The sequence below is a fragment of the Stenotrophomonas sp. SMYL41 genome (assembly GCF_036319965.1).
GTDB classification, from domain to species: Bacteria; Pseudomonadota; Gammaproteobacteria; order Xanthomonadales; family Xanthomonadaceae; genus Stenotrophomonas; species Stenotrophomonas maltophilia_R.
Window position 1 is genome coordinate 230,038 of the sequence record NZ_JAWIRX010000005.1, and the last position, 24,201, is coordinate 254,238.

The 24,201-nt window shown below is 63.9% G+C and carries 21 protein-coding genes and 1 pseudogene; 17 read left to right on the forward strand and 5 right to left on the reverse strand.

The genetic code is table 11. The annotated features are described in order from the left end of the window. Positions 1-51 precede the first annotated feature (51 nt). A complete protein-coding gene (locus tag V3B30_RS08375; protein WP_262084295.1) occupies positions 52-1,467 on the reverse strand; it encodes a PLP-dependent aminotransferase family protein in 1,416 nt (471 codons plus the stop codon). A gap of 183 nt (positions 1,468-1,650) precedes the next feature. On the opposite strand from V3B30_RS08375, the gene cyoA reads away from it, so the two are divergent. From cyoA to V3B30_RS08400, 5 genes are read left to right on the forward strand one after another with little or no spacing between them, the layout of a single operon-like run. Further along, a complete protein-coding gene (cyoA, locus tag V3B30_RS08380) occupies positions 1,651-2,556 on the forward strand; it encodes a ubiquinol oxidase subunit II (RefSeq protein ID WP_262084296.1) in 906 nt (301 codons plus the stop codon). A gap of 5 nt (positions 2,557-2,561) precedes the next feature. Further along, entirely contained in the window at positions 2,562-4,538 is a 1,977-nt protein-coding gene (cyoB, locus tag V3B30_RS08385) for a cytochrome o ubiquinol oxidase subunit I (RefSeq protein WP_262084297.1), read from the forward strand. Then, positions 4,535-5,170, forward strand: coding sequence for a cytochrome o ubiquinol oxidase subunit III (gene cyoC, locus V3B30_RS08390; RefSeq protein WP_262084298.1), 636 nt, complete (start codon positions 4,535-4,537; stop codon positions 5,168-5,170). Before cyoB ends, cyoC begins: the two co-directional genes overlap by 4 nt. Position 5,171: 1 nt before the next feature. Further along, positions 5,172-5,504 (forward strand): cytochrome o ubiquinol oxidase subunit IV, encoded by a 333-nt coding sequence (gene cyoD, locus V3B30_RS08395; protein ID WP_006399830.1) that lies wholly within the window; start codon positions 5,172-5,174, stop codon positions 5,502-5,504. Between the two features lie 11 nt (positions 5,505-5,515). Further along, positions 5,516-6,196 (forward strand): SCO family protein, encoded by a 681-nt coding sequence (locus V3B30_RS08400; protein ID WP_262084299.1) that lies wholly within the window; start codon positions 5,516-5,518, stop codon positions 6,194-6,196. 105 nt (positions 6,197-6,301) lie between these two features. Here the strand turns inward: V3B30_RS08400 and V3B30_RS08405 are convergent, their stop codons facing one another. Further along, positions 6,302-6,880 carry a DNA breaking-rejoining protein gene (locus V3B30_RS08405; RefSeq protein WP_315973640.1) on the reverse strand — a complete coding sequence of 193 codons (579 nt, stop codon included), beginning with the start codon at positions 6,878-6,880 and terminating at the stop codon, positions 6,302-6,304. Continuing rightward, entirely contained in the window at positions 6,880-8,646 is a 1,767-nt protein-coding gene (locus V3B30_RS08410) for a S8 family serine peptidase (protein WP_100474371.1), read from the reverse strand. The genes V3B30_RS08405 and V3B30_RS08410 overlap by 1 nt, the downstream gene beginning before the upstream one ends. A gap of 252 nt (positions 8,647-8,898) precedes the next feature. Between V3B30_RS08410 and V3B30_RS08415 the strand changes: the two genes are divergently transcribed. The 3 genes from V3B30_RS08415 (at position 8,899) to V3B30_RS08425 (ending at position 11,161) form a co-directional block, all read left to right on the forward strand. Beyond that, on the forward strand, positions 8,899-9,309 hold the full coding sequence (locus V3B30_RS08415) for a hypothetical protein (protein ID WP_238381628.1): 411 nt from the start codon (positions 8,899-8,901) through the stop codon (positions 9,307-9,309). 108 nt (positions 9,310-9,417) lie between these two features. Beyond that, positions 9,418-9,858: a DUF2231 domain-containing protein gene (locus tag V3B30_RS08420; RefSeq protein ID WP_100475270.1), complete on the forward strand. Its 441-nt coding sequence runs from the start codon at positions 9,418-9,420 to the stop codon at positions 9,856-9,858. After that, a complete protein-coding gene (locus tag V3B30_RS08425; RefSeq protein WP_100474365.1) occupies positions 9,851-11,161 on the forward strand; it encodes a sorbosone dehydrogenase family protein in 1,311 nt (436 codons plus the stop codon). Before V3B30_RS08420 ends, V3B30_RS08425 begins: the two co-directional genes overlap by 8 nt. 130 nt (positions 11,162-11,291) lie before the next feature. Here V3B30_RS08425 and V3B30_RS08430 read toward each other — a convergent pair whose 3' ends face one another. Beyond that, positions 11,292-11,954 carry an exopolysaccharide biosynthesis protein gene (locus tag V3B30_RS08430; protein WP_262084301.1) on the reverse strand — a complete coding sequence of 221 codons (663 nt, stop codon included), beginning with the start codon at positions 11,952-11,954 and terminating at the stop codon, positions 11,292-11,294. 1,080 nt (positions 11,955-13,034) lie between these two features. Between V3B30_RS08430 and yidA the strand changes: the two genes are divergently transcribed. The 4 genes from yidA (at position 13,035) to V3B30_RS08450 (ending at position 17,280) form a co-directional block, all read left to right on the forward strand. Next, positions 13,035-13,868, forward strand: a complete 834-nt coding sequence (gene yidA, locus V3B30_RS08435; RefSeq protein WP_262084302.1) for a sugar-phosphatase — start codon at positions 13,035-13,037, stop codon at positions 13,866-13,868. A gap of 13 nt (positions 13,869-13,881) precedes the next feature. Continuing rightward, positions 13,882-14,169, forward strand: a complete 288-nt coding sequence (locus V3B30_RS08440) for a colicin immunity domain-containing protein (RefSeq protein ID WP_262084303.1) — start codon at positions 13,882-13,884, stop codon at positions 14,167-14,169. A gap of 283 nt (positions 14,170-14,452) precedes the next feature. Further along, positions 14,453-16,771 (forward strand): TonB-dependent receptor, encoded by a 2,319-nt coding sequence (locus V3B30_RS08445; protein ID WP_262084304.1) that lies wholly within the window; start codon positions 14,453-14,455, stop codon positions 16,769-16,771. Positions 16,772-16,893: 122 nt separating this feature from the next. Further along, positions 16,894-17,280, forward strand: coding sequence for a hypothetical protein (locus V3B30_RS08450; RefSeq protein WP_262084305.1), 387 nt, complete (start codon positions 16,894-16,896; stop codon positions 17,278-17,280). Between the two features lie 124 nt (positions 17,281-17,404). On the opposite strand, the pseudogene V3B30_RS08455 reads toward V3B30_RS08450, so the two are convergent. Beyond that, positions 17,405-18,088, reverse strand: a pseudogene (locus V3B30_RS08455) (ATP-binding protein); the annotation flags it as partial. Between V3B30_RS08455 and V3B30_RS08460 the strand changes: the two are divergent. The 5 genes from V3B30_RS08460 to V3B30_RS08480 all read left to right on the forward strand — a co-directional run bounded on the left by V3B30_RS08460 (position 18,026) and on the right by V3B30_RS08480 (position 24,158). Next, positions 18,026-18,235 (forward strand): hypothetical protein, encoded by a 210-nt coding sequence (locus V3B30_RS08460; protein ID WP_262084306.1) that lies wholly within the window; start codon positions 18,026-18,028, stop codon positions 18,233-18,235. The pseudogene V3B30_RS08455 and the gene V3B30_RS08460 sit on opposite strands and share 63 nt — an antisense overlap. A 28-nt stretch (positions 18,236-18,263) precedes the next feature. Beyond that, positions 18,264-18,851, forward strand: a complete 588-nt coding sequence (locus V3B30_RS08465; protein WP_080347483.1) for a TnsA endonuclease N-terminal domain-containing protein — start codon at positions 18,264-18,266, stop codon at positions 18,849-18,851. A 2-nt stretch (positions 18,852-18,853) separates the two neighbouring features. Beyond that, entirely contained in the window at positions 18,854-20,752 is a 1,899-nt protein-coding gene (locus tag V3B30_RS08470; RefSeq protein WP_245150983.1) for a Mu transposase C-terminal domain-containing protein, read from the forward strand. Further along, positions 20,752-21,639 carry a TniB family NTP-binding protein gene (locus tag V3B30_RS08475; RefSeq protein ID WP_049444057.1) on the forward strand — a complete coding sequence of 296 codons (888 nt, stop codon included), beginning with the start codon at positions 20,752-20,754 and terminating at the stop codon, positions 21,637-21,639. The genes V3B30_RS08470 and V3B30_RS08475 overlap by 1 nt, the downstream gene beginning before the upstream one ends. 1,706 nt (positions 21,640-23,345) lie before the next feature. Further along, the gene (locus V3B30_RS08480; RefSeq protein WP_134709236.1) at positions 23,346-24,158 is read left to right on the forward strand and encodes a hypothetical protein; all 813 of its coding nucleotides are present in this window, start codon (positions 23,346-23,348) and stop codon (positions 24,156-24,158) included. Positions 24,159-24,201: the final 43 nt, after the last annotated feature.

Here is a 24,201-nt window from a genome sequence, read left to right on the forward strand (position 1 = left end):
ACATTACATACAAAATATCATCTTGTATGGATATCGCGCCATGCACGGCGTTCAGACGATGGCGCTGTGCCGGGCCTCGGGGGCCTCGGACAGGATCTCGTTCAGTTTGGCCAGCGCCCCGGCCAGTGCGCCCTGGTCGACCGCGCCGCCCAGCGACAAGCGGATCGCATTGCCCGGCGGCGGCTCTTCCACACTGAAGGCATCGGAGCTGGCGATGCCCAGCCCCTGCTCCTGGGCGGCCTGGATCAGCCGGTATTGGTCCAGCCGCGGCGGCAGCGGCAGCCACACGTGCAGGCCGGCCGGGTGCGCCCGCGCGCGGGACGGCAGGTACTGCGCGGCAATGGCCTGGCGCTCGCGCAGCTCCTGCTGGAAGCGCTGCACCATGTCCTGGGCCTGGCCGCTGCGGATCCACTGCGAAGCCACCGCCACCATCGACTGGGTCGGCATCAGCGCGATCGCGCGCAGGGCGTCCAGCACCGGTTCCATCGGCTCGCCGGCCGGCACCACCAAGTAGGCGGTGCGCAGGCCCGGGGCCAGGCACTTGGACAGGGTGGAGATGTAATAGACCGGACAGCCCGCATCGCGGTGTGCGGCCAGCGGCTGCTCGGCGTCCCCGGCCAGCAACCAGTAGGGATCGTCTTCGATCACGGTCAGATCGTGGCGCTTCGCGACCGCCAGCAGCGCCTGCCGGCGCTGTGCTGACATCGTCGCCGTGGTCGGGTTCTGGATGGTCGGCACCAGGTACAGCAGGCGCGGGCGACGCAGCTGGCAGGCCTCTTCCAGCGCTTCAGGCAGCATGCCTTCGGCGTCCATCGCCACCGGCACCACGCCCCGCTGCAGCACGCGCGCGGCGGCCAGCAGGCCCGGGTAGGTCAGCTGCTCGGCGGCGATCAGCTCGCCCGGCTGGGTGCGGGCAAGGATCAGCGCGCACAGCGCGGTCTGCGCGCCGGGGCAGATCACCACCTGGTCGGCGCCGACCGTGCCCAGCATCGGCGCCAGCCACTGCACGGCGGCGGCGCGGTCCTCGCGGGTGCCGGCGCCGACGTGGTAGCTCATCAGTTCGCCTTGGCCCAGCTGCTGGCCCACGTGCTGGAAGCCGGCCTCCATGCCCTGTGCGAACGGCGCGCTGCCCAGCAGCGGCGGGATGTTCATGCTCAGGTCGACCGAGGTGCTGCGGTTGCCAGCCGACAGCGCGATGAAGGTACCGCCAGCGCCGTGCGCATCCAGCAGGCCGGCCTGGCGCAGCTCGGCGAAGGCACGGGTGACCGTGGTCAGGTCCACGCCCACCTGCTGGGCCAGGTCGCGCTGCGGCGGCAGGCGGTCACCCGGGCGCAGCACGCCGTCATCCACCGCATCGCGCACCTGCTGGGCAATCTGCAGGTACAGCGGGCCGGCGCCCTCGCGGAAGGGGCGAACCCAGGTGCGATTGGGGTGTTTCAGGCGGCGGCCGGCGGCAGGTGGCGTCATCGGTCAGTTTTTTCCATACGTGCAGATGCACAATTCCATACAATGATGTATCTTGTATGGGCTTGATTGGAGTGGTTCGCCTTCTTGTAGGCGGCCTCGTACCCACAGTGTAGCCGCTCCACGCCCGGGCGCTGCGCGCAGGCGAGCCGGTCAAGCGCGCTTCTTCAACAGGGTTGACCTCCAATGAATATCTGCTGGAACCGCATCCGCCTGGCGCTGGTCGCCCTGGCCTGCGTCGGCCTGTCAGGCTGTGACTGGGTGCTGCTGGATTCGAAGGGCATGGTCGGGCTCGCCCAGCGCGACCTGATCCTGATCTGCATCGGCCTGATGCTGATCGTGGTGATACCGGCCATCGTGCTGACCTTCGTATTTGCCTGGCGCTTCCGCGCCGGCAACACCAAAGCGAAATACATGCCGGACTGGTCGCACTCCACCAAGGTGGAGATCGTGGTCTGGGGCGTGCCGCTGCTGATCATTGCCGGCCTGGCGGTGATCGTGTGGAAGTCGACCCACGAGCTGGACCCGTACAAGCCGCTGGACGTGGCCGGTGAGCCGCTGCACGTGGACGTGATCGCCACCGACTGGAAGTGGGTGTTCGTGTACCCGGACCTGGGCATCGCCACGGTCAACCAGCTCAACTTCCCGGCCAACCGCCCGCTGGCGTTCAACATCACCTCCAACTCGACGATGAACACCTTCTTCATCCCGCAGCTGGGCGGGCAGATCTACGCGATGGCCGGCATGCGCACGCAGCTGCACCTGATCGCCAACGAGCCCGGCCAGTTCCGTGGCATGTCCGGCAACTACAGCGGGCATGGCTTCTCGAACATGAAGTTCATCGCCACCGCCAGCAGCAACGAGGAGTTCGAGCGCTGGGTGGCCGAGGTGCGCAGCGCGCCCGACGCACTGAGCTTCACGCAGTTCAAGGCGCTGGCCGCACCGTCGAAGAACGCACCGGTGCAGCACTTTTCCAGCGTCGAACCGCTGCTGTTCAAGAAGGTCATCGACCAATTCATCGGCGTCGGTGAGAACACTGCTGCTGCTACCCCGGCGGGTGCTGCCGGTGGTGCACAGGTTTCCCAGGAGTAACGAACATGTTGGGTAAATTGACGTGGGAGGCCGTGCCGCTGCACGAGCCGATCGTCGTGGTCACACTGGCGGCCATGGTGCTGGGCGGCCTCGCGCTGCTCGGCGCGGTGACGTACTTCAAGCTGTGGGGCCCGCTCTGGCGTGACTGGTTCACTACCGTGGACCACAAGAAGATCGGCATCATGTACGTGGTGGTGGCGCTGGTCATGCTGGTGCGTGGCTTCGCCGATGCGCTGATGATGCGCGCGCAGCTGGCCGCGGCTGGCCCGGGCAGTGACGGCTTCCTGCCACCGGAGCACTACGACCAGATCTTCACCGCGCACGGCGTGATCATGATCTTCTTCGTGGCCACCCCGTTCGTGGTCGGCCTGATGAACATCATCGTGCCGCTGCAGATCGGTGCGCGCGACATGGCGTTCCCGTTCCTCAACGCCTTCAGCTTCTGGATCTTCGTGGTCGGCGCTGCGCTGATGATGATCTCGCTCGGTGTTGGCGAATTCGCCATGACCGGCTGGGTGGCCTATCCGCCGCTGTCGGGCATCGAGTTCAGTCCCGGGGTCGGTGTCGATTACTACATCTGGGCGTTGCAGGCTTCGGGCATCGGCACATTGCTGACCGGCGTCAACCTGTTCATCACCATCCTGCGCATGCGTGCGCCGGGCATGACCCTGATGAAGATGCCGGTGTTCACCTGGACCGTGCTGGTCACCAGCGTGATCATCATCGCCGCCTTCCCGATCCTGACCGTGGCGCTGGGTGCGCTCACCCTGGACCGCTACCTGGACTTCAACTTCTACACCAACACGTTGGGTGGCAACCCGATGATGTACGTGAACCTGGTGTGGGCCTGGGGCCATCCGGAGGTGTACATCCTGGTGCTGCCGGCATTCGGCATCTTCTCTGAAGTGACTGCCACCTTCGCGCGCAAGAAGCTGTTCGGCTACAAGTCGATGGTGGGCGCCACGCTGGCGATCGGCATCCTGTCGTTCATCGTCTGGCTGCACCACTTCTTCACCATGGGCTCCGGTGCCAGCGTCAATGCCTTCTTCGGCATCATGACGATGATCATCGCCATTCCTACCGGCGTGAAGATCTTCACCTGGCTGTTCACCATGTACGGTGGCCGCGTCGAGTTCAGCGTGCCGATGCTGTGGACCATCGCCTTCCTGGTCACCTTCACCATCGGTGGCATGACCGGCGTGCTGCTGGCCATCCCGGGCGCGGACTTCCTGCTGCACAACAGCCTGTTCCTGGTCGCGCACTTCCACAACACCATCATTGGCGGCGCGCTGTTCGGCTACCTGGCCGGCTTCGCCTACTGGTTCCCGAAGGTGTTCGGCTTCACCCTCAACGAGCGCCTGGGCAAGTGGTCGTTCGCCTGCTGGGTGATCGGCTTCTACCTGGCCTTCATGCCGCTGTACATGCTCGGCTTCATGGGCATGACCCGCCGCATGAACCAGTACGACAACCCGGCGTGGACGCCGTACCTGATCGCCGCCTTCATCGGTGCACTGTTCGTGTTCGCGGGCATCATCCTGATGCTGGTGCAGATCTACGTGAGCGTGCGTGACCGCAAGCGCAACCTGGACCTGACCGGCGACCCGTGGAACGCACGCACGCTGGAATGGGCCACGCCGTCGCCGCCACCGTTCTACAACTTCGCCGTAGTGCCCAAGGCCGACGAACTGGATGCCTTCCACGAAGCGAAGAAGCGCGGCCTGCTGCCGCCGCCGAAGAAGTACGCGCCGATCCACATGCCGAAGAACACCGGCGTGCCGCTGATCCTCAACATCTGGATCCTGGTGCTGTGCTTCGCCCTGGTCTGGCACATCTGGTGGATGGCCGCGGCCAGCTTCATCGCGATGATCGTCACCCTGATCGTGCGGTCCTACGACGAGGACGTGGACTACTACGTCAGTTCCGAAGAGGTGGCGCGCACCGAAGCGGCCAACCTTGCCAAGCTGAAGGAGGTACGCGCATGAACCTGTTGACCCGCCCGGACCTGGCCAGCGACACGCAGGCGCACGAGGACCACCACGAACACGACCATGGCCACGAGCAGGGCGGCATGAAGGTGTTCGGCATGTGGGTCTACCTCATGTCCGACCTGGTGCTGTTCGGTTCGCTGTTCGCCTCGTACGCGGTGCTCAGCACCGCCTACGCTGGCGGCCCCACCGGCAAGGAGCTGTTCTCGCTGCCGTTCGTGATGGCCGAGACCTTCCTGCTGCTGGTCTCCAGCATCACCTACGGCCAGGCCGTGCTGGCGATGCATCGTCACGATGCCTCCTCGGTGCTGCGCTGGCTGGGCGTGACCTTCGTGCTCGGTGCCTCGTTCATTGGCATGGAGATCTACGAGTTCTCGCACCTGATCCACGAAGGCGCCGGCCCGAGCACCAGTGCCTACCTGTCGGCGTTCTTCGCGCTGGTCGCCACCCACGGCCTGCACGTGGCCAGCGGCCTGATCTGGATGGCCGTGGTCATGCACCAGGTCTACCGTCGCGGCCTGACCCCGACCAACATCACCCGCGTGTCGTGCCTGAGCCTGTTCTGGCACTTCCTGGACCTGGTGTGGATCTGCGTCTTCACCTTCGTCTACCTGATCGGAGCCTTCTGACATGGCCCACGTCGAAACCTCGCGCGCCGGCAATGCGCACGGCTCCACCAAGTCCTACCTGATCGGCTTCGTGCTGTGCGCGCTGCTGACCGTGGTGCCGTTCGCGCTGGTGATGAATCCGGTGCTGTCGCGGCCGCTCACGCTGTTCCTGCTGGTCGGTTTCGCGGTGGCGCAGATCCTGGTGCAGCTGGTCTATTTCCTGCACATGGACCGCAAGTCCGAGGGTGGCTGGAACCTGGCCAGCTTCGTGTTCACCCTGGTGATCCTGTTCATCGTCGTCGCACTGTCGGTCTGGATCATCTGGAGCATGCACTACCACATGATGATCAACTGAGCCTGCCAACCGTGAAAGGCATTGCGTTCCCCCATCGTGGCCTGCGCCTGGCCGCAGGCCTGCTGCTCGGCCTGCTGGCCGGCTGCAGTGCGCAGTCGCGCATGGACTTCTACGCGAAGGACATCGCCTGCGAGGAGCTCGGCCAGCAGTGGTCGATGCCCGACAGCCACGGCACCGTGCGCGGCCCGAAGGACCTGCAGGGGCAGGTGACCTATCTGTTCTTCGGCTTCACCCGCTGCCCGGACGTGTGCCCGACCACGATGGTCGAGCTGAGCCAGGTCAAGCACCTGATGGGCAAGGATGCCGACCAGCTGCAGGTGGTGTTCGTCAGCGTCGACCCGGCCCGCGACACGCCGGAGGTCGCGCGCACCTATGTGGAAGCATTCGACCCCAAGGCGATCGCGCTGGTCGGCAACGAAGCGCAGCTGGCAGCGATGGCCAGCGACTTCAAGGCGTTCTACGAGAAAGAGCCCGGCCCGGTACCGGATACCTACACCATGAGCCACATCGCCGGTGGCTACGTGTTCGACCGTCAGGGCCGCCTGCGCCTGTTCGCGCCGTACGGCATGCCGGTGGAAAAGCTGTTCTCCGACGTGCAGCGCCTGCTGCTCGAGCCCGACCACCCGGCCGCCGGCAACGACGCACTGGCCAGCTGCCACCTCGCGCACAGCGACACACTCGCCGCCCGCTGACACCACCTCTACCGCGGTGGGTGTCGACCTTGGTCGGCACACCCCCACACATCAATCCCCCGGCCGGCCAGGAGAGCCAACCGGCCAGGGGCACCACTCAACGCCTTACTTGGTCTCTTCCCACTGCACCACGTCCGGCTCGGTGGCGCGGATACCGGCGGTGGACAGCAGCTTGGTGGTCGCATCCAGCGCCGCGTTCACCGACGGGTACTCCACGATGGCCTGGCCCGAAGCCTTCGACACCTTCACAACGGTGCCTCCGGTGGCGGTTGCCGCGCGCTGGGCCGATGCTGCATCGGTGAAGAACACCTTGACCCGCGATGTCGCCACCACCGGCGCTCCGTCACGGGAGACCGCCGCCGCGAACTTGCCGGCACCTGCATCAGCAGGCGCGGCCGCTGCACTATCCAGCGAACGCTTGGTACGCGAGCTGGTGGTCGCCGCCGCCTGCGGGGTGATCGTGAACTGGCCGCCGCTGGCCTGCTTCACGGTGGTCGAGGGTGACAGCTGGAAGCGCGTGCCGCCCACATCGAACGAGCGGCCGGTAGCGGACGCCTTCAGTTCCTGCGCATCCACGGTCGACAGGGTCCTGGCCGGAGGAGTCTGCCCCGAGCTCTGTGCCCAGGCAGCGGAGGTCATCGCCGCGAAGGCGAGCGTGCTCAACAGAATGGTCGTCTTCATCATCAGTGCCCCAGAACGCGGATCTTGAAGAATTCGAGGTTGCCGCGCGATGCAGCGGTCGCGGCCTGCCCCATGTCGGTGACTTCCAGCGTCCAGGTGCCGCTGGCATTCTCATCCAGGAAGGCATTGCTGGACAGCAGGTCCCAACTGGTGAAGTTGCTCTGCGCGCCCCCCGTGCCCGAACCGATCGCGGTGAACGCCGGTTGCACCACGCTGCGGGTGCCGCTGGGCGACACCAGCACGAACTGCAGCTGGCGCGTGTTGCGGTGGTTGACCCGGAAGCCCAGCTGCACGCTTTCAATGTTGCGCGCGCCGTTGGCCAACTGGAAGGTCAGGCGTGCGGCGGCAGCCGAGGTGTTGCCGATGGCCACGGTACGCGTCGTGTTGCGCCAGCCGCTGTCGACCAGTGGTCCCAGCGACTGGAAGTTCTCGGCGACCTGCACTGCACGCGCAGCGTTGACCACACCGAAGCCGTACCAGTTGCTGTAGGCACGGTTGGCTGCATTCACCGTCCAGCCCGGAACCAGCGTGCGCCCATCGGCCAGCGTCACCGCCGGCTGGTTCGGGTGGTTGCGGGTGGCGGTGGTGGCCAGGATGTACTTCACATCGCGATAGGACAGGTTCGGGTTGGCTTCCAGCACCAGTGCCGCCACGCCCGAGACCATCGGCGCCGACGCCGAGGTGCCGTTCATCTTGGCGGTGTAGTTGCAGGTGCTGTCGATGGCCGACAGGTTGCTGTCCAGGGTGTTCTGGCGATTGGTGTTCTTGTTGCTGCCCTGCGCGCACCCGGTCACGTCGGTGGTGACGATGGCCGGGTCGTACGCGCGTGCCACCAGGCCGGGGGCGTACTGCGCCTGCAGGCCGTACTCGCCGCCAAAGGCCGACACCCACAGGGCCGAGCCGGTGGAGGAGTACGACGAGCGCACGCCATCGGCGCGCACCGCGCCTACGGTGATCACGTTGAACAGGTTGTTGCGCGGATCGCGGCCGGCCGGCACGCAGCCGGTGTTGCGGTTCTTGGTGTCCGTGGTGCAGACATCCTGGGTCTGGCTGATCGAAGCATTGTTGAAGTTGTTGCCGGCCGACTTCACGTAGATGCCGCCGCGGCCACCGCGCGTGCCCGACAGCGCCTGCTCGTACGAACGAATCGTGTTCTCGCTGTACGCCAGCGGCAGGTTGGGATTGCCTGGGCCGGCGCCCCAGCTGTTGTTGAACACCTCCACGTCGGCCGATTCTGCGCCGTCCCACCAGGCGTACTCGATGTTGCTCTGCTGGTTGCCCAGCGCTGAGCGCGAAATCGGGTTGAAGCCCTTCAGGGTCGCCGCCGGCGCCACGCCGCGCACGCCCAGGTTGTTGGCACCTACCGCGCCGGCGATGCCACCGACCATGGTGCCGTGGTTGTCGACATCCGGGTTGGTCGGGGTGGGGTTGTTCGAACCGTTGGCGAAGTTCTTGCCGGCCACCGCCGCCACGTTGGCCGCCAGGTCCGGATGCGCGATCTGCAGGCCATCATCGACGATGGCGATGGTGACGCCCTGGCCGCGGATGCCATTGCGGAACAGGCCATCCACGTTCAGATCGTTGCCGGCCACCGGCAGCGTGTCGGCCGGGACCGTCTGCCCGGTGTTGAGCAGGTGCCACTGGATGCCCGCCAGTGGATCGGCCTGTTGGGCCTGGGCGGTGGCGGCCAGGCTGCCCAGCACCAGGGCAGTGGCAAGGGCCAGGCGCGCGGAGCGCGGTGGCGCGGAGCGTTGCGTGTGTCGCTTCATACACGAATCCTTCTGTTGTGAATCGGCATGGCAGGACGGCGGGGCGGGACTGCCCCATCGCAACGAGCCAAACGCGACACAACGAAGAACCCCCTACCTCTTCACACACCCAATATGCAGATGTGCCAATTGCGTCACAAACACTTAGTACGTCTGGTTATGACAGTGCACTCAAACATCTTCACGCCATCTTCGCGCGGTTGAAGTTGAGTCGTGGGAAACAGGAAGAACTACTTGCGGATGACCACGCACATGAAGAACGAACGCCAGCGCGGCCGTGCGCGCGCAGACCAGACCCCGCTCTCGGTCGCCGCCATCCGCAAGGTGGTACTGGCCGTGCATACGCGCAGCCACGACTATGGCGACGATGCCGATATCGCCGAGTTGCTGCCCGAGCTGGCAGCATTCGGCATCACCACGGTGAAACCGCTGCGCCTGTTGATGAAGCGGCACCGACGGGCCCTGCTGCAGGAGGAGCGGATCGTCATGCGACGCGCAGAGACGCTGCATCTGCGAACCGAGTGGCGGCCCGGTGGCATAGACGTGCATGCCAACACCAGTCGCTACGCCATCGGCGGCCTGGTCCGCACCAGCATGGAACACGAATTCGGATTCGAAACGATGCTGCCCTTCCATGAGGTGCGCGAGGACGAATCCGCGTAGCGCGGTGCCCGTTCGGCGGGCGTGGCAGCCACGTCCCGGCGTCATCGCGCGCCCTCACATCGCGCTGTGCTACTACAGCCCGTGCACCCTTCCACACGGAGCACGATGATGGTCAATCCGCTCGCCCAGGCCCATCGCGGCCTCGGCACCACGCTGTTCAGCCTGTTGAACCCGATACCCTTCGGCTTCTTCGTCGGCGCACTCATCTTCGACGCGATCTATCTCAACAGCGCCGAGGTGATGTGGGGCAAGGCCGCCGCCTGGCTGATCACCTTCGGCCTGCTGATCGCCATCATTCCGCGCCTGATCAACCTGTTCGCGGTCTGGCGCCGCAACGGCACCGCTACCCGCATCGACCGCATCGACTTCTTCCTCAACCTGGTGGCGGTGGTGCTGGCCATCTGGAACGCCTTCGTACACAGCCGCGATGCCTATGCCGTCGCGGTGCCGGGCACGATCCTGTCGGCGCTGACCGTGGCCCTGATCGCCCTGGGCCTGATCCTGCTGTCACTGCAGGCGCCGGTGCTGCAGGGAGGTCGTCATGGCTAAGCACATCCTGCCCATCGTGGGCGCCCTGGCGCTGGCCGTGATGCTGTCGGCCTGTGCCGGCAAGGCCGAATACCATCCGGCCGACCAGTCGGGCCCGCAGCCGCCGCTGCCCAAGCCGGCCAACTTCCTGATGCCGCCGATGCAGGTGCCCAAGGGCGTCGGCTGGGCCGAGGGGCAGTCACCCACGGTGGCCGACGGACTGAAGATCGAACGCATCGCGGCCAACCTGCAGCATCCGCGCCGCCTGCTCACCCTGCCCAATGGCGATGTGCTGGTGGTGGAAGGCAACGGCCCCGGGGAAGAACCGGTCACCACGCCCAAGCAGTGGATCGCCGGCAAGGTGAAGGCGCGCTCGGGCAAGGCGGGCAAGGGCGGCAACCGGGTCACCCTGCTGCGCCGTGCGCCTGGCACTTCCACGTGGACCCAGCACGTGTACATCGAGGGCCTGCATTCGCCGTTCGGCATCCAGCTGATCGGCGACACGCTGTACGTGGCCAACACCGGCAACATCATGCAGTACCACTACGTGCCCGGCGAAACCCGCATGTCCGACAAGGGCCGCGAGTTCACCGACCTGCCCAGCACCATCAACCACCACTGGACCAAGGAACTGCTGGCCAGCCGCGATGGCCGCAAGCTGTACGTGGGCGTGGGCTCCAACAGCAACATCACCGAGAACGGCCTGGCCGTCGAATACCGCCGCGCGGTGGTGCTGGAAGTGGACGTGGCCACCCGTGGTAGCCGCATCTACGCCTCGGGCATCCGCAATCCGACCGGGCTGGATTGGGAGCCGAGCACCGGCCAGCTGTGGGCGGTCGCGAACGAGCGCGATGAGATCGGTGCCGACCTGGTGCCGGATTACCTCACCTCGGTGAAGGAGGATGGCTTCTACGGTTGGCCTTACAGCTACTACGGCCAGCATGTGGACGAGCGCGTGCAGCCGCAGCGGCCGGACCTGGTGGCCAAGGCGATCGTGCCGGACTACGCCATCGGCTCGCACGTGGCACCGCTGGGCCTGCTGTTCTACACCGGCCAGGCACTGCCGGCGCAGTACCACGGCGGCGCCTTCATCGGCGAACACGGCAGCTGGGACCGCTCGCCGTTGAGCGGCTACGAAGTGGTCTACGTGCCGTTCAAGGACGGCAAGCCGACCGGGCGGCCGCAGACCGTGGTCAGCGGCTTCGCCTCGAAGGACGAGAAGACCCTGATGGGCGCACCGGTGGGCATGGCCATGGACGCCGAGGGTGCATTGCTGGTGGCCGACGACGTGGGCGATGTTGTGTGGCGGGTGTCTGCGAAATAGCTGTGTAGCGTCGAGCCACGCTCGACTGCGTTGGATCTGGCGTTTGTAGAGCCGAGCCCATGCTCGGATCACGCGCGCAGCGCAGGGGTTCCGCGCACAGGCCGAAAAGCAGCCGAGCATGGGCTCGGCGCTACACTTCCGAAGGTGCCGCGCGCAGCCCGCTGAACACCGACTCGGCAGCAAACCCCACGCCACCCAGCAGCACGCCGAAATACGCCACCGTGGCCACCACGAAACCGTACCCAGCCGCCACCGCCGCACCATCGCGCTGGATGAAGCCAATCGCAAACGACATCAGCGCAAGCGCCGGCAAGGTATTGCTGAACGGAATCGGCCCGGCCGGCGCCATCAGCAGCAGGGTCGCGAACACCAGCATCAGGTTGTTCAGGCGCATCATCTTCTTCGAGCGCACCATCACCGCCAGCCGCATCGGCCGCGACAGCCGCTCCATGCGGTGTACCCATTTCAGCGCACGGCCCAGGTTGGCCTTCAGCTTGTCGGTGGCGATCTCGCGGCGCGCCAGCTTCTGCGGCACCCACAGCGGTCGGTTACGCACCCGGCTCAGGCCGATCAGCAGGATCGAGGCGCCAAACACCGTACTCAACCCGGGAATCGACACCGGGATGATGAAGATGGCCGAGAGCAGGATCACGATCAGCAGCAGGCCTTCATCGCCCAGCGCGCTGAGCAGGGTACCGACGCTCACCTGGTCGCCGGGCAGCTCGTCGATCATCTGCTCGATCTGCTGGGCCAGGGGCGCGCTGTCATTGGTTTCGGGGGCACGGTAGGTCATGCGTCGCAAGGTTCTCCAGGGAAGGGCGGTCAATGGGCCGTCCTGCGGTGGGGGACGCACAGGCTCAATGAGTATCGCGTACGTTTGGCCGAGGAACTGAACGAATGATGAGATTCTGTGCCTGGAGTTCGCTGTGCCCACCCCGCCTGGCTCGGCGAGGATGAACTAGGAAGTACTGCACTTGCGGAGGTAGGAGCCTGCGGCTGACTGGAGTCCCAACTGCGTCCAATATGCTGGGTTAGGTGACCTTGGATAGAGACGGACAGTGGTGGGCGTCTGATCTTCATACTGCACCGTCGACTCTAACTCGAGTAGCTTCGGCGCCAAGCATCTGCGTACCAGCGCGGATTGAGAAGAACTCTCTGATTTTCCGGGAACGTCATCACCGTACACAATGGCGATGGCCCATTCCTTCGCTATCCCTTTCAATGAATCCGGGAAAACAACGTCAACGGAAGCGTTGGGCGGAACCTCGCCTAGGGTGACCACCGAGCGCCAAGATCCATTCTGGATGTGGACCCAGACCGGTCGTGCTGCGCGGGCTCCAGAGTTCGTGATTGTGATCTCGACCTGACCCCAGGCTGGTTGCATTGTGCCTGAGCGACTCATCTCCATGGTTCGGCCAACCAATCCTTTGGCAATGGTCAGAGAAGGCTGCGTCATCTCGATCTGCTGACGATGCAGCTCTTCCGTGAATTCTTGGGCGGTCATAGCGACTTCCGCCGCTTGCTCGGACACTCTCAGTGAACGTACCGAGGTCTCATAACTGAGCCAGGCGGCAAGAGCCGAGATGATGGCTGCAACCGTAGAAAGACCCGCCGGGCGAGTAAGCGAACGCAATAGCGACGACACTAAGTCGATAGCGGCGTCGACGGCGTTTCGAAGATGCCAATTGGCTCCTTCAACTAGATCGCGTAGTCGGTCCACGGCATCATCGAATAACGGATGGGTACAATGTATCGGCCAGGTACGCGGTCGCTTTAGGGGCCGCCTGCGGGCTGCAGATGCTTGTTTGCTTGGAGGGAGCCGCTGAAGGCTCCACTTGGATCAGTTGAGAATTTCTAAGAGGATCGTGAAGTGATGGACATGGGCCGCAGGCAATCGACCATCGAACTGGTCGCCATCGACATGGATGGCACCCTGCTGGACCCCACCCACACGCTTACCGCCCGGGCCAAGCAGGCGATCGCGCAGGCGCGCGCGCTGGGCGTGCACATCGTGCTGACCAGTGGCCGCCCCGTCCCCGGCCTGGCGCCGTACCTGCACGAGCTCGGCATCACTGGCAACGACGACTACTGCATCGCCTGCAATGGCGGCCTGGTTCAGCGCATCGGCACGTGCGAAACCGTGGTCGAGTATCCGCTCAGCTTCGACGACTTCCTGTTCTGCGAGCAGGTGGCCCGCGACCTGGGCGTGCACTTCCAGGCACTGGACAGCCAGCGCATGTACACGCCCAACCAGGACATCAGTTACTACACCGTGGCCGACTCGCATCTTTCGCGGATGCCGCTGTCGTACCGCCGCGTGGCCGACATGGACCCGTCCATGTCCTTCATCAAGCTGATGATGATCGACGCGCCGGACGTGCTGGATGCCGCCATCGCACGCCTGCCCGCCGAGCTGACCGAGCGCTTCGCGGTGCTGAAGAGCGCACCGTTCTTCCTGGAAGTGTTCGACCACCGTGCCGGCAAGGGACCGAGCCTGCAGAAGCTGGCCGAGCACCTGGGCATCGACCGCGCCAACGTGATGGCCATCGGTGACCAGGAGAACGACCTGACCATGCTGCAGTACGCCGGTACCAGCGTGGCGATGGGCAATGCCATCGACGCGGTGAAGGCGGTGGCGCGGTTCGAGACCACAAGCAACGCCGACGAAGGCGTGGCGCGTGCGATCGAGCGTTTCGTCCTGCAATGATCCGGCCTACATCATGAGCTGGACGTTGATGATGTTTGCTCAGTCCTTTGTCAATGAGCGGATGTCGGCGCAGGTTTTCTCTGAGTCCTACATTGAGCTATGGAAGATCGAGCGCGATCTTGACTTGTTGGCTTTGGATGACGCAGGGCTTTCAACTTGCCTGTCCAGCATCTTCTGTGCTGCCGACATGTATTGCGACGAAGAGGTAGATCGCCATGCGTATGAGCTTGATGCCGCCCAGCTGCATGCTGCCGTTGTGGCTCAGATCGATGAGTGGAAGCGGTCCACGACTGCTCTCTAGCCTGACTTGGATGTATACCTGCGTATAGCCAATACATCCCCATCGCCATCGGCGCTGTACCACGGCGCAATGGCGAATGCGGCAGTGCGATGCAAGAATTTCGCACGTCGAAATCACCCCACCGAATCCCACGGCAGATGATCGCCTTCGTCTGCTGACCGGCGCGCACCGCGCCGTCACTCCTTCAACGCAATCGCATCGCCAGCCAGGGCGCCGATACCGGTGCTGCAACGCGCTGGGCGTGTGCCTGCGCCGCTCTCTCCCTGCACACGGATTTACTGCCATGAACACCCCACCCACGACGCGCCTCGCCCTGGCCATCATCGCGGCCATCACCGCACCTGCGTACGCCGCAGAAACGCACGATGCCGCGCACGACTCGCCCACCACGCTCAACGCCCTGCAGGTCATCGCCACGCCGCGCGGCGCGGCCGTGGCACCGACCCAGGTGGTCGGTCCCAACCGCTACATCATCAAGGCCGAAGACCTCGACGCGATGGTCACCGGCAACAATGGCCTGGCCATGCTGAAGCAGGTACCTGGCGCCAGCTACACCGCCACCGATGGGCTGGGCCTGGATATCTCCGCCACCAGCCTGTTCGTGCGCGGCTTCCGCATGAACGAAATGGGCATCACCTTCGAAGGCGTGCCGCTGAATGACAACGGCTTCCTCTCGCTTACCGGCACCAGCGTGGTGAACGTGGGCGTGCCCGATGGCATCGGCGCGATCACGGTCAGCCCCGGTGGCGCACCGGTCAGCGTGTTCTCCAGCAGCGTCAACGGCGGCAGCCTGGAATACCGTCTGCGCGAGCTGCAGGACACGCCCAGCCTGCGCGTGAAGCAGGGCGTGGGCAGCAACAACACGCTGGTCACCACCGTATCCGGGCAGAGCGGCCAGCTCGGCGAGCATGGCCCGAAGGTGCTGGTCGACCTGCAGCGCGTGTCCGCCGACAAGTACCAGGGCGAGGGCACCCAGAACTTCCTGCGCGGCGACCTGAAGCTGCAGCAGGACGTTGCCTGGGGCGACTTCACCGTGTTCCTGTCCGACAGCAAGGCCAAGGTCTGGGGTTACAACAACATCTCCTTCGACATGATCCGCAAGCTGGGCTGGAAGGCCGACATCTTCTATCCGGATTACGCGTGGGCGTGGTACGTGGCCTCGCCGGAGAATGCGGACAAATCCTGCGGCGCCTACACCTGCGGTGAGCTGTCCGAACTGATCCCGTACGACACTGGCCAGATCACCCGCGACCGCGTGTCCTCGATCAACCATCGCTTCCAGCTCACCCCGGCGCTGAGCGGCAACGTGCAGTTGTACAACGCCAACAGCCATACGCAGGCCACGCTGACCGACCCGACCGTGCCGTCGCCCAACGGCGCGCCGTTCTCCGAACAGGTGCAGACGCCGCGTGTGAATCGGCTGGGTGGCATGCTCAACCTGCAGTTCGAGACCGGCGCGCACACCTTCACTGCTGGCGTCTGGCAGGAGAAGAGCAAGGCCGCGGCCAAGACCGAGTGGTACCAGCAGCCGCTGCTGGGCGAGGGCCCGCCGCTGAAGGCCACCGGTCCGTTCGATGTGTATGGCCCCGCATTCAAGACCGACAATGCATCGAGCTGGGTGACCCGCTCGCGCCAGTTCTACCTGCAGGACGACATCGTGTTGAACGACACGCTGAAGCTGGGCGTTGGCTTCAAGGCCGTCGACTTCCGCACCAGCGGTGGCGGCCTGGGGGATGCCAAGGACCGGCCGGTGAACGGCACGCTGCGGGCCAAGAGCAACTTCCTGCCGCATGTCTCGCTGTTCTGGAGCCCGACCGAATCCACCGACGCCTTCATCGACCTGGCCAACACCATGAATGGCTATCGCGTGGCCCAGCGCGGCAACATCGGCTACACCGCCTCGGCGTGGACCATCACCGACCAGGAAGAGTTCGACCGCGTGGCCGGCACGCTGCGCCCGGAGAAGAACTGGAACCTGACTGTGGGCGCATCGCATCGCTTCGACCGGCTGACGATCACCGGCGACGTGTTCTACAACGACATCCGCAACCGTCTGCTGTCGGCCGCCATCGGCACCCAGTTCGCGCAGATCAACACCGTGCGGCTGATGCCGAAGATGCACGTGATCGGTGCTGACCTCGGCATCACCGCCGACCTGACCGACCACCTGCAGTTCTACCAGGGCGTGGCCGTGGCCCGTTCGTACTACGACAGTGATTTTGTGGTGGGGGACACGGTGTACCCGATCAAGGGCAACGCCCAGCCGGGCTACCCGCAGATCTCGCTGGTGAGTGATCTTTCCGCGCACTTCGGTGACTGGCGCTTCGGTGCCACCAGCACCTCCTACCTGCGCCAGCCCTTCACCTACGAGAACGACATCCGCGTGCCGACCTTCTGGCAGGTCAACACCTATGCCGCCTATCGCTTCGGTGCGGACAGCGCCGTGCCCGGCCTGGAGCTGCGGCTGGACGTGAGCAACCTGTTCAACCGCCACAACATCGGCACCGCCACCATCGCCGGCTCGTCGTTCTCGGGGGACTACCAGACCCTGCAGCGCAGCGCGCCCCGGCAGCTGATGTTCAGCACCTCGATGGCGTTCTGAGGCAAGGAGTGGCGGGGTCAGAGCCCTTTGCTGCGCAAAGGGATCCGACCCCCAAAACCCGCCTACAAACCTGCCTTGCGCAAACAACAGGGGTTTTCTGGCAGCGACGCAAGGTTCCCACAATGTTGCTGGGTCATGCTGTCGGCATGGCACAGCACAACCCGCGAACCCCGCTGTTCGGCATCCGGGGCCCAGGACGGCCCCGGCAGGCGCTGTCCGTGGCGCCTGCAATCGACCTGCGGGCCGAGTACCAGTTCTGGCAGGTCTACGAACGCGTGGTCCGCCCGCTGCCCGGCGGTGGGCTCCCGCAGGCGTGGCTGGTCTGCCAGAAGGTCTATCGCGACCGCTGGCAGTACCCGGAGGACAGCGAGGCGGCGGGACTGTCGCGGGTGCTGTTCGGCGACAACATGACGGCTGGCCGGGCGTCGGAGCTGGCGGAGCTCCACGCGCTGGTCAGCCGTCGGGTGGCGTTGCTGGCGAAGCGGGGGCGGGTGGATTCTGCGGCGTGATGCCTGCCCTTGGTAGGTTCGACTGTCAGTCGACCGCTCTTCGCATCTACCTCGCAGAAGGCCGCGCTTCGCGCGCGAGTCGACCAGCGGTCGACTCCACCAATAGCCAACCCGACCGGCATTTCTAAGGCTTTCCCCGATCCAACTGCCGGTACCCGATCGCTTCAGCCAGGTGCGCCGTCTGGATCACCTCGCAACCTGCCAGATCGGCAATTGTGCGCGCCACGCGCAGAATCCGGTGCATCGCCCGTGCGGACAGCTGCAGCCGCTCGATGGCCTGCTCCAACAGATCCTGATCGGCCTCGCTCAGTCTCGTACAGACACGCAGCGCCGCCGGCGGCAGATGGGCATTCAGCCCGCCACGCACCTGCTGCCGGGCATGGGCGGCTTCCACTCGTGCACGTACCGCAGCACTGGGCTCACCCAGCGGCGTGCTCTCCCGCAGCTCCACCGCGTCCATGCGCGCCACGCTGATATGCAGATCGATACGGTCCAGCAACGGGCCGGACACCCGCGCGCGATAGCGGTTGATGCGTTCGTCACTGCACAGGCAGCGGTTGCTGCGGTCACCGGCCCAGCCACACGGGCAGGGATTCATCGCGGCCACGAGCTGAAAGCGCGCGGGATACTGCACGCTGCGCGCCGCGCGGGCGATGCGGATGTGGCCGGATTCCAGCGGCTCGCGCAGGGTTTCCAACGCACTTCGATTCCACTCTGGAAGCTCATCGAGGAAAAGGACACCGTGATGGGCCAGGGAGATCTCGCCGGGGCAGGGCGGATTGCCGCTGTCATTTCCAGAAATTACCGCGACTTAGGCCTTTACACCGCAACGGCTTTGGCAGATTATCGCCCTAAATTAGCACGACCAAGTGTCACAATTAAAGCGACTGCGAAGCAAATCACCATCAATGACGCGACTGAATTCACATTCTCCCGTTCGACCTTTGAAAAATAGCCGTCGGGCCCTGACGGGTAGGCTTAATTTGGCCGGTGGAGGCGTTGCGGGGTTCGAGTCGTCCTTGGAGAGGGACTGGATCCGACTGCTCGACTTCGACCCGCAAGTGCAGGTCATCAAGGAGCAGCCCTTTACGATCTACTACGACGCTGAGGATGGTCGCCGTCGCTACACGCCAGACGTTCTAGCTGAGTTGCTTGAGGGGGATGTCGCTCGCACGAGCGTGTATGAAGTGAAGCCGCTGGAGTCGTTACGATCTGAATGGAGGCAGCTGCGTCCGCGTTTCAAGGCGGCGGTTGCTCACTGCAGGGAGCGGGGATGGCGGTTCAAGATCATCACTGAGACTCACATCCGAACCCCCCGCCTAGCGAACGTCAACTTCCTTCGCCGTTATCGCTCAATGGAGCCGCTGCTTGTCCGACAGGCCCAGCTGAAGTACACCGCGTCCGTTCTCGGCCCGACGACCCCTCAAGCCCTCCTGGCCGCCGCCTACTGGTCTGCAGAAGAGCAAGCCATGGCGATCCCCGCGCTCTGGCAGCTGGTCGCGAGTGGGCAAGTCGTCGTCGACCTCAGCGTGCCGCTAACGATGTCCACAGCCATTCAGTTGGGTGCTTGACCATGTCCTTGTCCAACTTCTTCAAGGTGGAGCCTGGCGCTGAGGTCTATGTCGGCCCTCGCAAGTATCGGGTCACGCACATGCTGTCGATCGATAGCGTGCTGGCCGAAGACATGGAAACAGGTACGAGCGCGAAGCTTCGCATTGAGACCCTGTCCACGATCATCGCCGCCGAATCAGCCAACGAGGCTGGCGGGCTGCCGATCCATCACTACTCCAAGGAGGAATGGGCTGTTGCACAGAAGCGCTTCGAGGCGCTTCGCCCAATGATTGATCATCCCGTCAGAACGCGGAGCGAAGTTGCCAAGCTCGCTGCGCAGGCTGGAGTCCACGTTGCGACCTATTACAAGTGGCTGGCCGCGTATCACGACGCGGGCCACGTGGCCGCTTTGGTGCCGCGAAAGCGCGGTGCCATCAAGGGGCAGAAACACTTGGATCCTTCCCAGGAGCTGGTGATCAGTTCTGCCGTGGAAGACATCTACTTGAAGCGGCAGCGCCATTCGCCCAAGGAAGTGGTAGAGGAGGTGGCGCGCCGGTGCAAACTGGCCAAGATCAACCCTCCGGCGGCGAGCACCGTGAGGCGACGGCTCAAGGAGCTCTCGCCGGCTCTGGCGCTGCGGCGTCGAGGGCATCGGGACAAAGCACGCGACACCTATGAGCCGATTCGAGGGTCGTTCCCTGGCGCGGACTTTCCATGGGCAGTTGTGCAGATCGATCACACTCCGCTGGACGTGATGGTGGTCGACGAAGTTTACCGTCGCCCCCTCGGTAGGCCTTGGTTGACCCTTGCCATCGACGTCTACAGCCGCATGGTCGTTGGGCTGTACGTCACCCTCGACAAGCCCTCGGCGACCTCGGTTGCGATGTGTGTATCTCATGCGATGTCGCCTAAAACTGAGTACCTGGCAGCCCTGGGCATTCAAGGAGACTGGCCTGTATGGGGACAGATCGGAACGCTGCACGCTGACAACGCCAAGGAGTTCAAGTGCAAGGCTGTGACGCGTGGCTGCGAGGCCAACCATGTTGATATGCAGTGGAGGCCGGTGAAGAAGCCGCATTACGGCGGTCACATTGAGCGGTACATGGGAGTTGTCGCCACTGAGTTGAAGAAGGTGCCAGGGGCGACCTTCTCGAATACGCAGCAGCGAAAGGGCTACGACTCGGAGTCCGAAGCTGTCCTCACCATGGGGGAGGTAGAGGCGTACTTGGTAGAGTTCATCGTGAACAATTATCACCAACGCCCACATAGTCAGCTTAATAGTGCATCACCTTCCAAGGTCTGGAGGGAAGGTGTGCTCGGCTCGGCGGGCAAGCCCGGCATTGGCTATCCCCCCATGATCCAAGACATTGATCGTCTTCGGATGGACTTTCTTCCGTACTTTGAGATCACCGTCCAACGATCAGGCGTGAGGCTGGACAACATTTTCTATTACGATCCTGTCCTGGATCCGTACATTGGCGCGACGATGCCTGACGATCCTGGTCGGAAGCGTAAATTCCTCTTCGCAAGAGATCCTCGCGACATCAGTCAGATCTACTTCCTGGACCCGGCGGCGAATCGCTATACGCCAATTCCGTACAGAACGCTGTCCCACCCCGCAATCAGTGCGTCTGAGCTGCGAGAAGTGACTCGATTGGTCAAGGAGCAGAATAAGGGGGAGGTCGACGAGGAGCGTATCTTCGCGAGCATCCAGCGCAATCGTGAGCGGATTGAAGCATCTGCCGCCAGCACCAAGTCGGCGCGTCGTCAAATGGCATCACGTCCAAAGCGCAAGCGAGAGACACAGTTGCCTGCGACCACGGCAGAGGCGCCGTCGCCTACCGAATCGATAGTTGTGACTGCTGACGCAAGTCTGTTTGACCAAGAGTTGGATGTGTTTGAAGTGGGAGAGCTGGATTGATGAACGCCTACCCACATCTGTTAGAGAAGGTTGCAGAGCGGATGGATGCATCGGTCCCTGAGCGCGTGGAGTTCACGCGCAGTGACCGATGGATAGCATATCCGGTTGCGAAGGATGTCCTGGATGATCTGGATCAGATCATCGCCTACCCGACCACTCAGCGGCCGCCGTGCAGGCTGATCGTGGGCCGTGGCGACAATGGAAAGACTGCAGTGTTGAGGCAGTTCCATGCCAGGCATCCAATTTTGCTTAGGGAAGATGGGACCACGAACGCAGCCGTGGTGATCATCGGTATGCCAGCGACTCCCGATCTATCTCAGCTTTGGTCCGAGATACTGGACTCGTGCGCGGTCACGCATCGCCGTAGCGATACCGCTCCTGCCAAGTACAGCCAGGTACTGGCGATCCTGAGATACCTGAAGACCCGGGTCCTGGCGATCGACGAGTTCAACAACGTGGTCAATGCACGCAAGGGCGCTGCAGACGTGCTGGCCGGCATTCGAAAGCTGAGCAATGATCTCAATCTCAGCATCGTGGCGGCCGGAACCGAGGCTGCCATCAATGCGCTGTCCTTCGATGCGCAGATGCGCTCGCGATTCAAACCGCTCGCACTGGCACGGTGGCAGATGGATCGCTCTTACCGAGGCTTCCTTAATACGTATGAGAAGTTGTTGCCGCTGGCCAAGCCTTCTGGGCTGGCCGAGATGGAGCTGGCGTCTCTGATCTTCAAGGCGAGCGGTGTGGCGATTGGCGGCACGGTCTACCTGATCAAGGAGGCGGCGGTGATGGCCATGCGTTCGGGTGAGGAGCGAATCACCGCCGAGATCGTGTTGCAAGCCGAACTGCGCCTCAAGCAGAACTACCAGGGTGTGGTGGCAGCCACCTGAAATGCGAACGGGTTGGCCACCTATGGTGCCCGGTGAGCTCCTCAGCTCCTATCTGGCACGCTCTGCGCTAACTCGAGGTGTAAGCGCGCAGAGCTTGGTCGCCCTGGCATGTCCGGGGCGATCGGCATGGAACAGAGACATTGATGTTAGTCCCTCGGATTGTTTCCTCCTGGAACTGGCAACAGCGATTGGATGTGATGTGGATGCGCTGATGGATATGACTCTGGCCGGATTGATGAAGGGCCATTTGGAGCTCGAAGGCCCCGGTGGCGTCCGGTCCTGGGTTAACGCGGTCGGCATCTATCACCGATGCCGCACCCGCTATGGGCTGTGCTACTGCCCGCAATGTCTGGAAGAGTCCGCGGTATTCAACGCGCACTGGCGGCTGTCCTACTGGACGGTGTGCCCCGCGCACGGTGTCGTGCTGTGCGATTCCTGTCCACAGTGCGGTGCAGCCCTGGAGCCCCATCGTCAGCGGGTTGACCTGCGGCGCTGCGCCCGTTGCCATCAGCTCATGACAGGACAATTGGCAACTCTCGCGGCACCTACCCATACGCAGACTGCCCTGACTGCAGCTTCGTTGATGAGCCAGGTTCCAAGATACTGGCCGTGCGCGGCGACCTCCGGCAGCGACTACGCGTGGGGGATGCATGTGCTTCTATCGGCATTCCACGATGCCCGCGGCGTCGACTTTTGCTGCACAGGCCGGATGCGGGATCGGATCGAGCTCAGGCGGGTCCGCGAGCGGCACTTGGACATGCAACTGCTGGACGAGCTTGTGCGCCTTTGGCCGTACTCAATGCTGTCCATCGCAGAGCGATACCATCTCACCCAACGGTCCTTCAGGCGAGAGTGTCCCCACTGGCTCTGGCAAGCTGTCCGGTACCTCCCGCCAGGACGGGTAAACGGACTGGGCGCGCCCAGCTTGGCCAGAGTCAGGGCCGCCCGATCAGCGCAACTGGCGCGCCGGGCTGGCTGGCGTACCATGCGCGCCCAGATTCTCATCGAAATGGCGGGTCAATAGCATGAGCACCGACAATCACGGCAGAAGAACATGTGACTGCTGCGGGCGGCTGTTGGTAAAAGCTCATCGCATCTACAAGGGCACTGAGTACTGCCAAGCCTGCTACGAGCAGCAGTTTGCGCGGGGGATCTGCCCAACCTGCCAAGCAGGCGTGCGCTATCACGTCGCTGAGGACCAAGTGCCGGAGTGCCAGAAGTGCACCTTGGAAAAGCGGGAGTGCGGCCGGTGCCACCGGCCTACGCCCAGGGCGGCATTGATTCACACGGTGCAGCGGCCAGACTCTCTTGGCCTGAATGAAGGGTCCGTCCAGTCAATTGCGGTGTGCGCCAGCTGCGTGCCGTACTTCCGCGATCCGGAGCCATGCGGGATATGTGAAGAGCTGAGCTCCCGCTTGAGTGGAGCGGCTCATCTCCAAGCCGGTGTCCGGGCCTGTCCGATCTGCATACGAAAGGACACCCACGCAACCTGTTCCCGATGTCGGAAGCACCGTCGCGTTGCATCGATTGATGGTGATCGAGTGCTGTGCAAAGCCTGCACCGGCTTGTCGCCTGCGTCTCACCCTTGCCCGCGCTGCGAGGTGGAGGTGCCCGGTGCCGGGGCCCACATGTGCGCCTCGTGTGGAATTGCGGTCAGACTCAGGCGAGAGCAGGATCTGCGCCTGCCGCTTTTCCACCAGCCGTGGGTGGCCGAACTTTTCATGGGGTTTGGTCAATGGAGTCACACACGTAGCCCGGCCAATCCGAGGGTTCCAGCCAATGTGGTGCGCTCACTGGAGTTCTTTCTAGCGTTAGATCAGGATACTGCGCTGGAGCGACCCTTGCGGGCCGAAGACATGCTACGTCTCTTCGACTCCAAGACATTGCGTGCAAACTTGAACGCGTCCACGTATCTGCAGCAGCAGTTCGGGTTCGTGATAGATGCCACCGCCCGATCCGATGCCCAAAAGAGGTCGTTGATTGCCTCCAAGCTCAGTACCGCACAGCTTGAGCCGTGGCATCCCTATCTCCAAGGGTACGCGCAGAGCCTGGCTGGACGTGCCGCACGAACAGCCTCGCAGTACCTGGCGACCGCCGAGGCGTTCTGCCGCCAGTTCCAGGTGTCCGGTCCGTTTAGCCAGGAGCAGATCGTCGCGTTCCTTGTCGACAAGCCCGGGGCTCGGGCGAATCTTGGGCCCTGGGTGTCCTATGTGCAGAGGGAGCTCGGCTGGGCGGTCACCCTCCCGCCGAAAGTAACGGCAGGCATTGCACTCAAGGCAGACGCCCGGCAGCTGAACCAGCTGCTCGAGCAGGTCCGCAGGCAGCCCGAGCTGGATCTGTCACTTCTCAGTAAGGTGGTTGCTTTGGCCTTCGGCTACTCCGAGTCAGAACTGGCGCGCGAAGTGACAGGTATATCCGACTCCGGAGACCTGATCACCGCTAACGGGCCGGTTCAGGTTCCCGGGCCGCTCAGGTCAGCCGTCAACGGCTGGGCACGACTTCGCGGATGGGCCAGTTAGGAGGGCCGCAACCGTCTCGCTGCGGGCTCCATTCCATTCCAAT

Bases quoted from the DNA above. Each gene is read 5' to 3' on its own strand.
- V3B30_RS08375 (WP_262084295.1), bottom strand. From the start codon at position 1,467: ATGACGCCACCTGCCGCCGGCCGCCGCCTGAAACACCCCAATCGCACC.
- cyoA (WP_262084296.1), top strand. From the start codon at position 1,651: ATGAATATCTGCTGGAACCGCATCCGCCTGGCGCTGGTCGCCCTGGCC.
- cyoB (WP_262084297.1), top strand. From the start codon at position 2,562: ATGTTGGGTAAATTGACGTGGGAGGCCGTGCCGCTGCACGAGCCGATC.
- cyoC (WP_262084298.1), top strand. From the start codon at position 4,535: ATGAACCTGTTGACCCGCCCGGACCTGGCCAGCGACACGCAGGCGCAC.
- cyoD (WP_006399830.1), top strand. From the start codon at position 5,172: ATGGCCCACGTCGAAACCTCGCGCGCCGGCAATGCGCACGGCTCCACC.
- V3B30_RS08405 (WP_315973640.1), bottom strand. From the start codon at position 6,880: ATGATGAAGACGACCATTCTGTTGAGCACGCTCGCCTTCGCGGCGATG.
- V3B30_RS08410 (WP_100474371.1), bottom strand. From the start codon at position 8,646: ATGAAGCGACACACGCAACGCTCCGCGCCACCGCGCTCCGCGCGCCTG.
- V3B30_RS08415 (WP_238381628.1), top strand. From the start codon at position 8,899: ATGAAGAACGAACGCCAGCGCGGCCGTGCGCGCGCAGACCAGACCCCG.
- V3B30_RS08420 (WP_100475270.1), top strand. From the start codon at position 9,418: ATGGTCAATCCGCTCGCCCAGGCCCATCGCGGCCTCGGCACCACGCTG.
- V3B30_RS08425 (WP_100474365.1), top strand. From the start codon at position 9,851: ATGGCTAAGCACATCCTGCCCATCGTGGGCGCCCTGGCGCTGGCCGTG.
- V3B30_RS08430 (WP_262084301.1), bottom strand. From the start codon at position 11,954: ATGACCTACCGTGCCCCCGAAACCAATGACAGCGCGCCCCTGGCCCAG.
- yidA (WP_262084302.1), top strand. From the start codon at position 13,035: ATGGACATGGGCCGCAGGCAATCGACCATCGAACTGGTCGCCATCGAC.
- V3B30_RS08440 (WP_262084303.1), top strand. From the start codon at position 13,882: ATGAGCTGGACGTTGATGATGTTTGCTCAGTCCTTTGTCAATGAGCGG.
- V3B30_RS08445 (WP_262084304.1), top strand. From the start codon at position 14,453: ATGAACACCCCACCCACGACGCGCCTCGCCCTGGCCATCATCGCGGCC.
- V3B30_RS08450 (WP_262084305.1), top strand. From the start codon at position 16,894: ATGTTGCTGGGTCATGCTGTCGGCATGGCACAGCACAACCCGCGAACC.
- V3B30_RS08460 (WP_262084306.1), top strand. From the start codon at position 18,026: ATGGGCCAGGGAGATCTCGCCGGGGCAGGGCGGATTGCCGCTGTCATT.
- V3B30_RS08470 (WP_245150983.1), top strand. From the start codon at position 18,854: ATGTCCTTGTCCAACTTCTTCAAGGTGGAGCCTGGCGCTGAGGTCTAT.
- V3B30_RS08475 (WP_049444057.1), top strand. From the start codon at position 20,752: ATGAACGCCTACCCACATCTGTTAGAGAAGGTTGCAGAGCGGATGGAT.